15 protein-coding genes are annotated in these 14,064 nt (G+C 72.6%); 7 read left to right on the forward strand and 8 right to left on the reverse strand.

All coding sequences use genetic code 11. The features are described 5' to 3' along the window. Window positions 1–57: 57 nt before the first annotated feature. Entirely contained in the window at window positions 58–537 is a 480-nt protein-coding gene (locus ABGB16_RS01450; RefSeq protein ID WP_347666102.1) for a DUF1707 domain-containing protein, read from the reverse strand. A 542-nt stretch (window positions 538–1,079) separates the two neighbouring features. Next, on the reverse strand, window positions 1,080–1,643 hold the full coding sequence (locus tag ABGB16_RS01455; protein ID WP_347666103.1) for a dihydrofolate reductase family protein: 564 nt from the start codon (window positions 1,641–1,643) through the stop codon (window positions 1,080–1,082). Window positions 1,644–1,855: 212 nt separating this feature from the next. On the opposite strand from ABGB16_RS01455, the gene ABGB16_RS01460 reads away from it, so the two are divergent. The 3 genes from ABGB16_RS01460 to ABGB16_RS01470 all read left to right on the forward strand — a co-directional run bounded on the left by ABGB16_RS01460 (window position 1,856) and on the right by ABGB16_RS01470 (window position 4,258). Next, on the forward strand, window positions 1,856–2,347 hold the full coding sequence (locus ABGB16_RS01460; protein WP_347666104.1) for an HNH endonuclease: 492 nt from the start codon (window positions 1,856–1,858) through the stop codon (window positions 2,345–2,347). A 206-nt stretch (window positions 2,348–2,553) separates the two neighbouring features. Further along, window positions 2,554–3,852: a low temperature requirement protein A gene (locus tag ABGB16_RS01465; RefSeq protein WP_347666105.1), complete on the forward strand. Its 1,299-nt coding sequence runs from the start codon at window positions 2,554–2,556 to the stop codon at window positions 3,850–3,852. A gap of 280 nt (window positions 3,853–4,132) precedes the next feature. After that, a complete protein-coding gene (locus tag ABGB16_RS01470; protein WP_347666106.1) occupies window positions 4,133–4,258 on the forward strand; it encodes a hypothetical protein in 126 nt (41 codons plus the stop codon). A 397-nt stretch (window positions 4,259–4,655) separates the two neighbouring features. Here the strand turns inward: ABGB16_RS01470 and ABGB16_RS01475 are convergent, their stop codons facing one another. The 4 genes from ABGB16_RS01475 to ABGB16_RS01490 all read right to left on the reverse strand — a co-directional run bounded on the left by ABGB16_RS01475 (window position 4,656) and on the right by ABGB16_RS01490 (window position 6,652). Further along, a complete protein-coding gene (locus ABGB16_RS01475; RefSeq protein ID WP_347666107.1) occupies window positions 4,656–5,024 on the reverse strand; it encodes a hypothetical protein in 369 nt (122 codons plus the stop codon). A 114-nt stretch (window positions 5,025–5,138) separates the two neighbouring features. Next, complete coding sequence (locus tag ABGB16_RS01480) at window positions 5,139–5,411, reverse strand: hypothetical protein (RefSeq protein ID WP_347666108.1); 273 nt, start codon at window positions 5,409–5,411, stop codon at window positions 5,139–5,141. A gap of 87 nt (window positions 5,412–5,498) precedes the next feature. Next, window positions 5,499–5,813, reverse strand: a complete 315-nt coding sequence (locus ABGB16_RS01485; RefSeq protein WP_347666109.1) for a hypothetical protein — start codon at window positions 5,811–5,813, stop codon at window positions 5,499–5,501. 62 nt (window positions 5,814–5,875) lie between these two features. Beyond that, on the reverse strand, window positions 5,876–6,652 hold the full coding sequence (locus ABGB16_RS01490) for a nucleotidyltransferase domain-containing protein (protein ID WP_347666110.1): 777 nt from the start codon (window positions 6,650–6,652) through the stop codon (window positions 5,876–5,878). A gap of 319 nt (window positions 6,653–6,971) precedes the next feature. Here ABGB16_RS01490 and ABGB16_RS01495 point away from each other — a divergent pair, with 319 nt between their 5' ends. The 4 genes from ABGB16_RS01495 to npdG all read left to right on the forward strand — a co-directional run bounded on the left by ABGB16_RS01495 (window position 6,972) and on the right by npdG (window position 10,588). Beyond that, entirely contained in the window at window positions 6,972–7,175 is a 204-nt protein-coding gene (locus ABGB16_RS01495) for a hypothetical protein (RefSeq protein ID WP_347666111.1), read from the forward strand. 82 nt (window positions 7,176–7,257) lie between these two features. Beyond that, a complete protein-coding gene (locus tag ABGB16_RS01500; protein WP_347666112.1) occupies window positions 7,258–8,253 on the forward strand; it encodes a histone H1-like repetitive region-containing protein in 996 nt (331 codons plus the stop codon). 77 nt (window positions 8,254–8,330) lie between these two features. After that, complete coding sequence (locus ABGB16_RS01505; RefSeq protein WP_347666113.1) at window positions 8,331–9,815, forward strand: RNB domain-containing ribonuclease; 1,485 nt, start codon at window positions 8,331–8,333, stop codon at window positions 9,813–9,815. A gap of 74 nt (window positions 9,816–9,889) precedes the next feature. Continuing rightward, window positions 9,890–10,588 carry an NADPH-dependent F420 reductase gene (gene npdG / locus ABGB16_RS01510; protein WP_347666114.1) on the forward strand — a complete coding sequence of 233 codons (699 nt, stop codon included), beginning with the start codon at window positions 9,890–9,892 and terminating at the stop codon, window positions 10,586–10,588. Window positions 10,589–11,045: 457 nt separating this feature from the next. Here npdG and panB read toward each other — a convergent pair whose 3' ends face one another. Both panB and ABGB16_RS01520 read right to left on the reverse strand, forming a co-directional pair. After that, complete coding sequence (gene panB, locus ABGB16_RS01515; protein ID WP_347666115.1) at window positions 11,046–11,891, reverse strand: 3-methyl-2-oxobutanoate hydroxymethyltransferase; 846 nt, start codon at window positions 11,889–11,891, stop codon at window positions 11,046–11,048. Window positions 11,892–12,113: 222 nt separating this feature from the next. Beyond that, window positions 12,114–13,874 (reverse strand): NAD+ synthase, encoded by a 1,761-nt coding sequence (locus tag ABGB16_RS01520; protein WP_347666116.1) that lies wholly within the window; start codon window positions 13,872–13,874, stop codon window positions 12,114–12,116. Window positions 13,875–14,064 lie beyond the last annotated feature (190 nt).

Below are 14,064 nucleotides of genomic sequence, written 5' to 3' on the forward strand. Positions count from 1 at the left end.
AGAGCCGCGATCAAGGCTGGACCGCGCTGCCTCAGTCTGGAAAGGCGAGATTTCGCGTTAAAAGATCGAGTCCTTCACGTACATCAGCGCGTAGAGGGCGATCCAGGCGACTTGCAGTGCAACGCCAATCGAGCCGCCGACAAGCCCTAAGACTGCTATCGCACGGCAAAGAGCGTGAGCGCTTGCACGCATCCCGAAGACGCCGAACACGACGCCGGTGACTCCGAGAAGGGCGCCGAATTCAAGGTGCGGGAACAGCGGCATCCAGACCACGCCTCCGGCTAGCGCAAAGAGCGATAGGGCCGGGCCTGTGTAATCGATGACCGGGCTTCGGCGCTCGCCCTGTCTGTCAGGGTGAGTTGATGCCAGCGGCAGGTCGGCGACCAAGGCCTCCAGCTCACGGTAGGTCTTCGCGGCATAGGCCTGCCCTGACCGATCGCCGAGCTCGGCGAGGGTCAAGCGCCCCTCGCTGGCAGCGGCACCGAGCCGGGCGACGACAGCTTCCCGGTCACGATCGGACACCCGCAGGTCGTTCACAAGCAGAGCCTACTGATGACCTGGTCATGCTGATGGGCTCTAGCTAATTCTCGCTGTGCCAGGTATGCCGTGATGGCATCCCTCTTCGCCTCGATGCCAGTTGGGCGGTTGAGCTGTCAGAGCGGATCTCTGAGGAGGGCCGGGGTTCGGGGCGGAGCCCCGAGGTCTTCCGTTCTTGTGGCTCGTAAGCGTGGCCGGCCGGCCCGGCCGATGCCGGCCGGAGGTCGCCAGCAGGCCGGGGCCGGGCCGGCGCGGCCCGCTTTGCGGGCCGCCTTGATCCTAAAGGGGGGAAATTCGGCAATGTGTGGGCCTTGGCTGCTGTTCCGTCACGGAAGATGCTTGACACTCGCGTCCCACCTGATGCTTGACATGATCACCGTTCGGCTTTCTTGATCACGTGTTGACTAGACAGCGCACGGCAAGGCGTGTCTTGTGCCATACGCGGTCTGTGATCCGGGACGGGGTATCACGATCGCCTCGGAACACAGCGCCACGAGATCCTTGGGCGGCCCGAAGCCCGGGCCGATCCGAGGTTGTGGTACTCAGCGCCTGGTCTCGTACCTGGTCAGGACCACGCCGTCAGGGAACGTCCGGGTCTCCACCAGGGTCAGGTTCACCCAGTTGTCCAGGGCCGCAAAGAACGGCGTGCCGCCACCTACCAGGACCGGATGGGTGACGATCGCGTACTCGTCGATCAGCCCGTCCCGCATGGCCACTGCGGCGAGTGTGGCGCCGCCGATATCCATGGGGCCGCCGTCCTCGGCCTTGAGCCGGGTGATCTCGGTGGCCGCGTCGCCGGTGACCAGGCGGGTGTTCCAGTCGACCGTGCTGGTCGTCGAGGAGAACACCACCTTCGGCATGTCCCGCCAGCGGCGGGCGAACTCGATCTCCGCCGGTGTGGCACCCGGCTGCTGGTCGGCGGTCGGCCAGTGGGAGCTCATCGTCTCCCACAGTTTGCGCCCGTACAGCGCCATGCCTGTCGCCCTCACCCGGTCGGACCACCACTGGAACAGCTCGTCGCTCGGCACACTCCAGCCGAGGTCGTCGCCGGGCGCAGCGATGTAGCCGTCCAGGCTCAGGTTCATGCCGAAGGTCAGTTTTCGCATGGTGTCAGCCTCCCGTGAGTCGGTACTCGGCGTACAGACCAACACGGCGCGGAAGAATCATCGGTCAGGCCACACCGAGGGCCGGTTCACCACCACGCCAGGACCCCGTAGCGCCAGGACGACGATACGATCTCCGCACTTATCTCTAGACCAACCGTCAAGCAACACCTGGGACGGATTCACTGCCAAGCATCAGGTGGGACTCGACGTCCTTGGAAGGTCACCGGGCGGCGAAAGTACCCCAACCCGACGCCCCGACTGTTGATCATGTTATTGCCTTGGCGCGCGGTGGCGCTCACGGCGAGGAGAACTGGGCGACGGCACATCAGGACGGGTCGTCACGACTGGACCCGATCTCGGACGTCTACCTCTCGCACCTCCTCCAGGACCTACGGGACACGTGGAGCGACCACTACATCTGGCGCACCTACTTCGACGGCCGCCGGCCCGCTTCCGCTCAGGGCACGTGGCTGCTCACTGAACACGAAGACGACGACGACCACGACGACGATGATGAACTATGGGTGCGCCTTGACTTCGGGGAACGTCAGGCCGCAGCTACTCGCGATCATGAATCCCCACAGCGCTACAGATTCAGCGACGCGCTGCTCGTCAGCCACGACGGCAACGGGTTCGAGCTGTTGGCCCTCGATGGGATGCCTGACGAGGGATGGTCGAGCCGGTTTACCCCCTGCTCTGACTGAGGCCCCTTGTGCCCTGGACGACTGCTTGCTGGCCCAGCGGCATGCTAATGGCACGCCGGGCTGCTCGATCCACCGGTTTGCGGGGCGTCGGCCAGGGTAGCCCCAGGCAGCGAATTGCCGCGACGAGGAGACGCGACGAGGAGACGTGGGTGCAACGCGGGTGGCCGCCGGGCCGGCTCAGAGCCTGATCACGGGAGGGCGCTTCCATGGTCCAGAGGTTGCGCCCGGGCGTCTGGCGGATCTCCGAACACTCCCGCGTCTCCACCGCAGAGCTCTTCTTCGACGTGGTGTTCGTCTTCGCGTTCATTCAGGTCACCACGCTGATGACCGCCGACAAGGGTGGGCTCGGTATCGTGCACGGGCTGCTTGTCCTGGCCCAGCTCTGGTGGTTGTGGTCGCTCTTCGCCTGGCTGAGCAACCGGGTACGGGGAAACTACGGCCTCACCAGGTTCACCCTGCTGGCGGCAACGCCGGTGATGTTCGTGCTGGCGGCTGTCACGCTGGACGCGTTCATGGGCGTTTCCGGCAGCGTGGCAGCCCCCCTCGGGTTCGTCGGCTGCTACGCCACAGTCCGGGTTCTGTACCTGGGACTGCGCTGGTACGCCACGCCGAGCCTGCGGGGCCGCGAGATCGCGTCGCTCACCGTGCCGGCGCTCGCCGCCATCGGCCTCCTGCTCGGCGCCGCGTTGCTGCCGCTGGCCGGGCTCGCCAGCGCGACAACGCTGGCCGGCCAGATAGCCCTGTGGGTACTGGCCATCGGCATCGACTACGGCGCCGGGATGGCGCTACCCGTGCCTCGGCGGGTCTTCTCCGCCCGGCACTGGGCCGAGCGACACAACCTGATCATCATCCTGGCCTTGGGCGAGGTGCTGGTCTCGATCGGCGTCACCGGCCAATACCTGCACACCTCATCGAGTTTTCTCATCGCCTCGGCGCTCACCGCGGTCATCGTCGGCTCCCTCGAATGGATCTACTTCGACCTCTCCGCGCTCGTCGGAGAGCACGCACTGCGCACCGCCGACCCGCTCCACCGGGTACGACTCGCCCGGGACGCCTACACCTACCTGCACCTACCCATGATCGCAGGGATCATCCTGCTCTCCCTCGGACTGAAACACACGCCCGGCCTCATCGAGGCCGTCCACTCCTACAACCGCGGCGAGCCGCTCGACCGCACCGGGCGGTACGCGATGTACGGCGGCGTCGCCCTGTTCCTGCTCGCCCACGCCGGGTTCCACGGGCGGCTCGGTCACGGCCTCCTTATCGTCATCTGGCCCCGACTCGCCGCCGCCGCGCTCCTGCTGGGCCTGCTGCCCGTCACCGCCTGGCTCCCTGCTCTGCAGGCCCTGGCCTGCCTTGCCGGGGTCTGCCTGGTGACGGCTGGCACCGAGTTCCTCATCAGTCGCCGGCACCGGTGGCGACTGCGCCAGACGCTCTTCGAGGAGGCGGAGGGCGAATCCCCGGCCAGAGGCAACAGCGACTCGGGCGGAGGGGCTGTCCCGTAAGAGTCGACGCGGGCTGCCACCGGAACACATCGCTGACCATCCGCCGAAACGTCGAAGAGCTTGACGGACGTCGACGCAGCCTGGCTTGAATCGGGTTTGGAACAGGGCGGCTGACCTGCTGCCGGTAGAGCGGATCTCCTTCGCACCGGACTCTGCAGCAAGACAACCTCCTACGCGTCGTACCTGGAGTTCCCTTGGAAACGGGTTCTCCAGCGGCCTGGTCGGGGCGGGCCAGTGTTGGAGCACCACGCTCGCCGCCGGCAGCACTGAGCCTGTCTACGTGTATGCCTACCGCAACGGCATGAAGGTCTACATGGGCTGGCAAGGGATCAACACGGGCCAGCACAACGTGTTCCGGACCTACGGCACGTTCACCTCGCCCTACCTCAAGCTTTCCGTTAGCTGACGGCCGTGGAAGCCCCGCGCGCCCTCCCAGGGGCGCGGGGCCAGGGCGAATCGCGTAGCCGGGCGGTGAGGCTCTGAGCAGAAGCGTTCCCACGCCGCGCACCGGCAGAAATTACGGGCCCGAGAGGATGGCCGGTGGCGCTACGCACCGTGCTCCGTCGTGGGCAGCAACTCGTCGGAGAGGTCGGCCGGTAGGACGGGGTGAGCCGTACCCGAACCTCGCCCGGACCGGGCTCAGGGGTCGGAAGTTCTCCTACCCGGAGCGCGTCCGCGGCGGGACCCGGCCGCTCGTACCAGACAGCGCGCATCAACTCACCCCTCCACCAGGAGCCTTGCAGCCATCGCTCACGGCTCTCCCGCAAGATCCCGCCCGGCTCCAGGGGCAACAGCGGCCAGCGCTATCCGATGCCCGCGGGGCGGAACTCGTGCACCACCTCGATCGGCCCGACGATGTGCGCGTTGAACTCGTCCAGCTCCTCGGCCGGCACCCAGAGCTCCAGGATCGTCCTGCCGCCGGCCTGCCGCACCGGGTACCGGCTCAGGAAATCCGACTCCACCCGGAAACGGGTCACGTATCCCACGCCCGAGGCCGGAACGTTCCAGTCCCGCGCGATCATGATCGCGTACTCCTCGTTCAGGACCGGATAGAAGATGGGCTGGTCCGGCAGGCGGGGCGGCCAGCTGCGCCATCCCGACTCGCGTACGAGATCCAGCTCCTGCGGCCCGGTCGGGCGCCACAGTACGGTCGTACCCTCGTCGCTGTTCATGTCGACCTCGCCGCTCGGACCTCCGCCGAGCCCGGACGGTACCGGCGGACGCCGAGCCGGCGCCACGGCATTTCGGCCCCTGCCACCGCCGGTCAGGCGCACGGCGACGGGAGCTCAGACCGAGCCCGGTCCGCCGTCGCTCGTGATGCCCGCGTCGATGGCCAGGCCGTCGTTTCCCCCGCCGCCCTTGCCGCGGATGGTGCCCCGACGGGTTCTCCGTACGTCGCGGGCGATCTGCCGGCTGGCGCGCCGGGCCGCTTCGAGGGCCTCCTCGCGACTGCCCGGCCGCGCGGCGGTCCTGCGCCGGCGCAGCCGCAGGACGGCGGCAACGCCCAGGCCGAGCAGCAGCGCTCCGGTCAGTACCCACGCCGCCCCTTGGCCGCTCATGGGCCGACGGTAGCGAGGATCGGACGCGGGCGGCATCCGACGACCGATCGACATTCGTCGTCTGATCCGCTGTGCGGATCGGGCCTGCTACCGTTCCGCCTCCGCGTGCGAGGCGCGGGGCGGGCCGGGTTCGGCCCGGCACAGGCCGCCGCGGAACTCGACCCCCGGCACGCCCTCCAGCAGGGCCGAGACGTCCACGAGGGACGCGAGCGACCTGGCCACGTCGCGTCGCAGCTCGGCGGCCGCCGACTCGACGTCGTCCTCCTCCCGCGCCCAGTCGATGTCCGCCCGCCGCAGCTCGGCGACGGCGTGCTCGGCGAGGGCCCCGGGGTCGGTGACGGCCACCTCGACCCGGCAGTAGAGGTGCAGCGTCCGCGTCGAGGGGGTGCCGGCGTTCGTCATGCCATCAGCATCGTCGACCGGTCGCGGCCCGCCGGACGCGCCACCCGTGGCCGACGCGGCGGTCACCCCGCCGCGCGGATCTCGTCGCGTACGCCCCGCTGGAAGTCTCGGGCCTCGCGGCCACCCGGCGGCGGGCCGCCGAGCCGGGCGTCGATCGCCCGCTCGATCAGCGCCGTCCCGGGGTGGCCCAGCTCGACGAGCCGCCGGCCGGCCGCCACCTTCGGCAGCCACACGCCGTCCCGGCAGCGCACCAGCGAGCGGCACGCGCCGAGCACGGCGTCCTCGGCCCCGGCCGCCGGTTCGTCGCCGGGCGGCGTCGGGAGCGCGAGCCACCAGGTCAGCGCCTCGACCAGCAGCCGGCGCAGGTCGGCCGGCGCCAAACCGGCGAACATCTCGACTGCCGGCGGCCCGAGCAGGCACAGCCCGTCCTGGTGCAGGATGCTGCGGTCCAGCCCGTACCAGAACCGGCCGTCGGCGGCCGGCCGCTCGTCGCCGGACCAGGTCACCCGGAACGGCATCCGCGCGCCGGTGTTCAGCTCCACCTCGAACCCGGGGTCGGGCGTGCCGGCGCCGGCCACCGCGCGGCGGTAGACGACCAGCTCCAGCCCCCGGGCCGGGCAGGGCAGCGCCTCGTGTCGCAGCCGGGCCACCAGCTCCCGCTTGCGTCCGTCGGCCAGGGCGTCCGCGCAGACCAGCGCCACGTCGATGTCGCTGCGCCCGACCTGGTACGCGCCGAGGGCGACCGAGCCGGCCGCGTACGCCCCGACCAGGTCGTCGCAGAGCACGTCCCGGGCCGCCGCCACCAGGTCCGCGAGGTACCGCCGTACGTCAGTGTCCATGCCGCATTGTGGCCCGGCGGCCGGCGGGCGTCCGCCCGGCCCGGCGGTGTCGGCGCCGCCCGGCGGTGTCGATCCCGCCCGGCGGTCGATCCCGTCCTGGCGGTGTCGGTCCGGCCCAGCGGTGTCGGTCCGGCCCAGGGCTCGTCGGTCACCGGCCCGGTCACCGGCGGTGCGACCGCCCCGCCCCGGGCCGGCGCGGCCCGCTGCCCGGTTTCGCCGTTCCGGCCCAGGCGGCGGACAGCACGTCTACTGTGGAGATCGTCGGCGGCGTTCGCGGCATCCGGTGGCGGGCGGTCGGCTCGCGGTGCACAGTGATCCCATGAGCGACAGCGGAAACGGTGGTCACTACTACTGGTGCATCCGGCACCACCGGGTCGAGACCGATGCCGACGTGTGCGCGGCGCGGTACGTTCTCGGGCCGTACGCCTCGGCGGCCGACGCCGAAAATGCCCTGCAGCGGGTGCGGGAGCGCAACGAGGCGTGGGAGGCCGAGGACGCCCGTTGGGCCGGGGAGGACAGGTAGACGGCGCGGGAGGGCCCGCGTCGAGGAACTCCGCGCCCCGCGGGGCGGCGCGCGGGAGCATGTCCCCGAGGAGGGTACCCAGATGGCCGAAGCACAGGAGGCCACCACCGGCCCGGCCGCCGAACGTATCACCGCGCAGAAGACCGCCGCGGCGCAGCGGGCCGCGGGCGCGACCCGGGCCACGGCCGCGCGCCGGGCCGGCCTCGGCACCACGACGGCCCGTGGGGCGACGGTCACGAGGGCGTCCCCGAACGCCTCCGGCGCGGGTGCCGGGCTGGCACCGGTGCGGACGACGCCCGCGACCAGGGCGGTAGCCGCGCCGGCACCGGCGAGGCAGCCGGCCGCGAAACAGACCGCCGCTGAACAGACGACCGCGAAGCAGCCTGCCGCGGAGCGGACGACCGCGAAGAGGGCTGCGGCGAAGAGGGCTGCGGCGAAGAAGGCTGCGGCGAAGAAGACGGCCGCCACCACGGCGCCCGCCAGGAAGGCCGCCGCGAGGAGAACGGCCGCCACCACGGCGCCGGCCAGGAAGGCCGCCGCGAAGAAGGCTCCCGCGAAGAAGGCTCCCGCGAAGAAGGCTCCCGCGAAGAAGGCTCCCGCGAAGAAGGCTCCCGCGAAGAAGGCCGCGACCAGGAAGGCGCCGCCGAAGAAGGCCGCGACCGCCAGGACCGCCGCGGAACGGGCGCCCGCCAAGGCCACGGCGAAACGGGCCCCGGCCGCCAGGAAGGCCGCACCGAAGAAGGCTCCGGCCAGGAAGACGACCGTGGCCGCCGAGAAGAAGACTGCGGCGGCGAGGAAGACCACCGCAGCGGCCAAGACGACCACCGCGGCGGCGAAGAAGACGACCACCGCGGCGAAGCGGGCACCGGCGAAGAAGACCACCACCGCGAAGAAGGCCGCCGCGACCAGGCCCACGGCGGGTGCCCGGAAGGCGACCGCGAAGAAGGCGCCGGCGAAGAAGGCGCCAGCCGCCAGGACCGCCGCGAAGCGGGCGCCCGCCAAGACCACGGCGAAACGGGCCCCGGCCGCGAAGACCACCGCCCCGAAGAGAACGCCGGCCCGCAAGGCCACCGGCTGAGGCCGGCGCCGGGCGGCTGAGGGGCCTCCGCCACGCCAGGGGAGGCGGAGCGCGCGTACCGCTGTCAGGATTGGCCCGTGGTGATCCGACGCGTACTGGCGCCCCGCATCGACTTCGGCGCGCTGCGCCGCGAACTGGGGCTCCCCGAGGGGTTCCCGCCCGCGGCGCAGCGCGAGGCCGACGAGGCGGCGGCCACTCCGCCCCGGCCCGCCGCCGACCGCACCGACGTCCCGTTCGTCACGGTCGACCCGGCCGGCTCGCGGGACCTGGACCAGGCGATGCACCTTGCCCGCCGCCCGGGTGGCGGCTTCCGGGTCCGGTACGCGATCGCCGACGTCGCGGCGCACGTACGCCCCGGCGGCGCGCTGGAGGCGGAGACCTGGCGGCGGGGGCAGACCGTCTACCTGCCCGACGGCAACGTGCCGCTGCACCCGGAGACCCTCAGCGAGGGCGCGGCGAGCCTGCTGCCCGACCAGGACCGGGCGGCCGTGGTGTGGACGATCGACCTCGACGCCGACGGCGGCACGGTGGCCGTCGCGCTGGAGCGTGCCCTCGTACGCAGCCGCGCCAAGCTGGACTACGTCGGCGTGCAGGCCGACGCCGATGCCGGACGGCTGCCGGCGCCGATCGCCCTGCTGCCCGAGATCGGTGCCCTGCTCACCGCGCGCGGCCTGCGCCGGGGCGCGGTGAACCTGCCGCTGCCCGAGCAGGACGTCGAGGCGGACGGCGACGGCTGGCGGCTGGTGCTGCGCGGGCCGGTGCCGATGGAGGACCACAACGCCCAGATCTCCCTGCTGACCGGGATGGCCGCGGCGGACATCATGCTGGCCGGGCGGATCGGGCTGCTGCGGACGATGCCGGCGCCGAAGCCGGAGGCGGTGGCCCGGCTGCGTACCGCCGCCGCCCCGCTGGGCGTCGACTGGCCGGACGACGCGAGCGTGGGCGAGGTGCTCGCCGGGCTGGACGCGTCGCAGCCCCGGGCGGCCGCCTTCGTCGACCAGTCGGCCGAGCTGATGCGCGGCGCCGCGTACACGGCGTTCGACGGCGAGCCGCCGGAGCACCCGGAGCACGGCGGGGTCGCGGCGGCGTACGCGCACGTCACGGCGCCGCTGCGCCGGCTGGCCGACCGGTACGCCACGGAGGTCTGCCTGGCCCTGCACGAGGGCCGGCCGGTGCCCGACTGGGCGCGGGCCGCGCTGCCGAGGCTGCCGGAGGTCATGGCGACCACGGACCGGACCGCGTCGGCGGCGACCCGCGGCGCCGTCGAGCTGACCGAGGCGGTCCTGCTGGAGCAGCGGGTCGGCGAGACCTTCCCCGCGGCGGTGCTGGACGTGGACGCGCCGCCGAACCGGCCGGGCGGGGCGCCGGACGGCCAGACGGGACCGGGGCGGCCGGGAAACGGGCAGGGCCGGCCCGGTCGGCGGCCGGGCGGCACGGTGGCGCTGGACGACCCTCCGGTGCGGGCCCGCTGCACGGGCGAGTTGCCGCTGGGGGAGCGGGTCCGGGTCCGGCTGGTCACCGCCGACCCGGTCGCCCGGAAGGTCCTCTTCGAGCTGGCCTGAGCCGCCGGCGGCCCGTGGGCAGTCTCACCCCGAGGGCACTCCTGCCGGTCGGTGACCTTTGCGAGGATGGGCGCATGGCATACGACGCGAGCACCCTGCCCGACGTGTCCGGGCTGACCGTCGGGATCATCGGCGGCACCGGCGACCAGGGCCGGGGCCTGGCCTACCGGTTCGCCCGGGCCGGGCAGACCGTGCTGATCGGCTCGCGGTCGGCCGAGCGGGCCGCGCAGGCCGCCGCCGAGATCGCCGGGCTGCCGCACCTCCCCGCCGGGGCGCGGGTCGCGGGCGCCGACAACGACGAGGTGGCCCGCCGCAGCGACGTGGTGGTGATCGCGGTGCCGTGGGACGGGCACGCGGCCACCGTCGCCGCCCTGGCGGAGCCGCTCGCCGGCAAGATCGTCGTCGACTGCGTGAACCCCCTCGGCTTCGACAAGCAGGGCCCGTACGCGCTGCCCGTAGCGGAGGGCAGCGCCGTCCAGCAGGCCGCCCGGCTGCTGCCGGAGTCCCGGGTCTGTGCCGCGTTCAACCACGTGAGCGCGCCGCTGCTGGCCGACCCGGAGATCGACCGGATCGACCTCGACGTGCTGATCTGCACCGAGGAGCGGGAACTGGTCGGTGTCGTGGCGGCGCTCGCCGCCCGGATCCCCGGCATGCGCGGCATCTACGCCGGGCGGCTGCGCAACGCCCACCAGATCGAGGCGTTCACCGCGAACCTGATCGCCATCAACAAGCGCTACAAGGCGCACGCCGGCATCCGCGTCACGGACCTGTGAGCGTCTCGGGCTGACCGTTGGAGACCTTGGTACGAACTGGCCCCTCCCGGGGCCGTTTCGTGCCAAGATCTACGGCTGGCGTGCCGCCGGGAGCGGATGACGGCGGTACCGGGGGTCGGGCGGGCCGACCGAGACGGCATTTTCGTCGAGCCCGTTGAAGACGACCAGCTCCGCCTCGGCGAAACGCAACTGTCGTCGTCGAGGTCCCAGACCAGCCAGACGCGGGTGAGGGGCCGGCCGGTCAGCCGGGCCAGTTGTGCCCCCTGCGCCGCCGCGATCTCCTCATGCCCGCGCTGCCAGTGCGGCCGGTAGGCGGGGATGCCGAAGTCGAACATGCCACCGATCGTGCCGGCCCGGCCGCAGGGGCGCGACCGGCTTTCCGGCGCTGCCGGCCAGGGGTGTCAACAGGGGCCCCCTGCTATATCGAAAGTGTTGACAGGGGGCCCTTCCTTGCACCTCAGAACGTGTGCTCGGCGGCCGGGAACGTGCCGCCGCGGACCTCGTCGGCGAACCGGCGGGTCGCCTCGGTCAGCACCCCGGACAGGTCCGCGTAGCGCTTCACGAAGCGCGGCGCCCTACCGGTACGCAGGCCGGCCATGTCCTGCCAGACCAGCACCTGGGCGTCGGTGTCCGGGCCGGCGCCGATGCCGACGGTCGGGATCGGCAGCTCGGCGGTGATCCGCTTGGCCACCTCGCCCGGCACCATCTCCAGCACCACCGCGAACGCGCCCGCCTCGGCCACCGCCCGGGCGTCGGCGAGGACGTCCTCGGCCGCGTCGCCGCGCCCCTGCACCCGGTACCCGCCGATGGCGTGCTCCCGCTGCGGGGTGAAGCCGATGTGCGCCATCACGGGGATGCCGGCGCCGGTGATCGCGGCGACCTGGTCCGCGCAGCGCCGGCCGCCCTCCAGCTTCACCGCGTGGCAGCCGCCCTCCTTCATGAACCGCACCGCCGTGCGCAGCGCCTGCGTCGGCCCCTCCTCGTACGAGCCGAACGGCAGGTCGGCCACCACCAGCGCCTGCCGGGTCGCCCGTACCACCGCGCGGACCAGCGGCAGCAGCTCCTCGGCGGTCACCGGCACCGTCGTCTCGTAACCGAAGACGTTGTTCGCCGCCGAGTCGCCGACCAGCAGCACGGGTACGCCGGCGGCGTCGAAGATCGACGCCGTGTACTGGTCGTACGAGGTGAGCATCGGCCACCGCTCGCCCCGCTCCTTGGCGGCGAGCAGGTCGCGGGTGCGGACCCGCCGGGTCGCGGGGCCGCCGTAGAGGGCGGTCACCTCGGTCGGGGTGGACTCCACCATGACTGTCTCCTTTCCCTCGAGGCCGCGTGCGCGGTCCCCGGGTTCTGCCGCGATCGTCCCACCGGGCGGGTGACGGCGGCAGGGCGCAGTGGAGGATTTCACTCCCGGCGACCCACGACCGGCCGACCGGGCACCCGACGTGCGAGCCGGCCGGCCGGGCGCCCGACCCGCGGCTGGCCGGGCACCCGACGTGCCGAGCCGGACCGGCCGGCCGGGACCGGCTCAGCCGTGCTCGCGCCAGCGGTTGGTGATCGGCAGCCGCCGGTCGCGCCCGAACGCCTTCATGGAGATCTTCGTGCCGGGGGCGGACTGCCGGCGCTTGTACTCGGCCGTGTCCACCATGCGCAGCACCCGGTCGATCACCGCCGGGTCGTGGCCGGCCGCGACCAGGCCGTCGCGGCCCAGGTCGCCGTCGACGTACCCGATCAGGATGGGGTCGAGCACCTGGTAGTCGGGCAGGGTGTCGCTGTCGAGCTGGCCGGGGCTCAGTTCCGCGCTCGGCGGCTTGCCGATGGAGCTCTCCGGGATCGGCGGGGTCTCGCCCCGGTTGGCGGCGTCGGCGTTGCGCCACTTCGCCAGCCGCCAGATCAGCGTCTTCCACACGTCCTTGACCGGGTTGAACCCGCCGACCGAGTCGCCGTACAGGGTCGAGTAGCCGACCGCCAGCTCGCTCTTGTTGCCGGTGGTGAGGACGAGGTGGCCCTCCTGGTTCGACAGCGCCATCAGGATCACCCCGCGCACCCGGGCCTGGAGGTTCTCCACCGCCACCCCGGACAGCGACATGTTGGCCAGGTACGCGTCCACCATGGGCTGGATCGGCTGGACCCGGTAGTCCAGCCCGGTCCGCTTCGCCAGGTCCTCCGCGTCGGCGAGGGAGTGCTCGGAGGAGTGCCGGCTGGGCAGGGACACGCCGACCACCCGCTCGGGGCCGAGCGCGTCGACCGCGAGCGCGGCCACCACGGCCGAGTCGATGCCGCCGGAGAGCCCCAGCACCACCGACGGGAAGCGGTTCTTGTCGACGTAGTCGCGCAGGCCCAGCACCAACGCGCGCCACACCTCGGCCTCGTCGGCGACCGGCTTCTCGATCCCGCCCACCGCGGCCGGGCCGTCCGCCGGCGGCAGGGCGGCGTCGATCGGCGTACGGACCAGCCGCATCCCGTCGGCCAGCTCGCCGTCGGCGGCCAGGGGCGCCGCCGCGGCCGGCAGCTCGACGTCGTGCACGAGCAGGTGCTCGACGAACTGCGGGGCGCGGGCGAGCAGGGTGCCGTCCGCCGCCACGATCATCGAGTCGCCCTCGAAGACCAGCTCGTCCTGGCCGCCGATCATGTTGACGTACGCGATCGTCGCGCCGGCCTCGGCGGCCCGGCGGCGGACCAGCGGCAGCCGGATGTCGTCCTTGTTCAGCTCGTACGGCGAGCCGTTGATGTTGACCACCAGGCCCACCCCGGCCTGCCGGGCGACCGCGAACGGCCCGCCGGCCTGCCACAGGTCCTCGCAGATGGTCAGCGCGACGTCCACCCCGCCGACCCGCACGACGGTCAGCGTGTCACCCGGCACGAAGTAGCGGTCCTCGTCGAAGACGCCGTAGTTGGGCAGGTGGTGCTTGAAGTAGGTGGCGACGACGGCGCCCCCGTGCAGCAGCGCGGCGGCGTTGCGCGCCCCCCGGCCCGGCTCGGCGTCGGAGCTGATCTGCGGCGGGCCGTCGGCGTCCAGGTAGCCGACCACCACCGGCAGGTCGCCGAGCCCGTCGGCGGCCAGGTCGGCGGCGAGCCGGTGCAGCGCGGCCTGGGACGCGGCGACGAAGGACCGGCGGAAGACCAGGTCCTCGACCGGGTACCCGGTCAGCATCATCTCCGGGAACAGGACGAGCTGGGCGCCGGCGTCGGCGGCCCGGCGGGTCCACCGACGGACCAGGTCGGCGTTGCCGACGAGGTCGCCGACGGTCGGGTTGACCTGGGACAGGGCGAGACGCAGGGTGGGCATGACCTCATCTTGCCCCAGCCGGTCGGCCCCGACACGCGGGGCGGCGGAGCAGGCGCCCGGCCGGGCGGCGGGCGGCGGGACAGGGCGCCGGGGTGCCGCCGGGCGGCACGGACAGGCGCCGGGTGCCGGCGCGTCCGGGTGGCGGGGCACCGGGATACGCGTCCCGGTGGGTTCGCGTAACGTCTCCGTA

Source organism: Micromonospora sp. B11E3, assembly GCF_039871625.1.
Classification (GTDB): domain Bacteria; phylum Actinomycetota; class Actinomycetes; order Mycobacteriales; family Micromonosporaceae; genus Micromonospora.

What these genes read in the sequence shown, in the direction of transcription:
- panB (WP_347666115.1), bottom strand. Translation starts at nt 11,891, where the DNA reads ATGGTGGAGTCCACCCCGACCGAGGTGACCGCCCTCTACGGCGGCCCC.
- ABGB16_RS01480 (WP_347666108.1), bottom strand. Translation starts at nt 5,411, where the DNA reads ATGAGCGGCCAAGGGGCGGCGTGGGTACTGACCGGAGCGCTGCTGCTC.
- ABGB16_RS01520 (WP_347666116.1), bottom strand. Translation starts at nt 13,874, where the DNA reads ATGCCCACCCTGCGTCTCGCCCTGTCCCAGGTCAACCCGACCGTCGGC.
- ABGB16_RS01495 (WP_347666111.1), top strand. Translation starts at nt 6,972, where the DNA reads ATGAGCGACAGCGGAAACGGTGGTCACTACTACTGGTGCATCCGGCAC.
- ABGB16_RS01500 (WP_347666112.1), top strand. Translation starts at nt 7,258, where the DNA reads ATGGCCGAAGCACAGGAGGCCACCACCGGCCCGGCCGCCGAACGTATC.
- ABGB16_RS01455 (WP_347666103.1), bottom strand. Translation starts at nt 1,643, where the DNA reads ATGCGAAAACTGACCTTCGGCATGAACCTGAGCCTGGACGGCTACATC.
- ABGB16_RS01490 (WP_347666110.1), bottom strand. Translation starts at nt 6,652, where the DNA reads ATGGACACTGACGTACGGCGGTACCTCGCGGACCTGGTGGCGGCGGCC.
- ABGB16_RS01465 (WP_347666105.1), top strand. Translation starts at nt 2,554, where the DNA reads ATGGTCCAGAGGTTGCGCCCGGGCGTCTGGCGGATCTCCGAACACTCC.
- ABGB16_RS01485 (WP_347666109.1), bottom strand. Translation starts at nt 5,813, where the DNA reads ATGACGAACGCCGGCACCCCCTCGACGCGGACGCTGCACCTCTACTGC.
- npdG (WP_347666114.1), top strand. Translation starts at nt 9,890, where the DNA reads ATGGCATACGACGCGAGCACCCTGCCCGACGTGTCCGGGCTGACCGTC.
- ABGB16_RS01475 (WP_347666107.1), bottom strand. Translation starts at nt 5,024, where the DNA reads ATGAACAGCGACGAGGGTACGACCGTACTGTGGCGCCCGACCGGGCCG.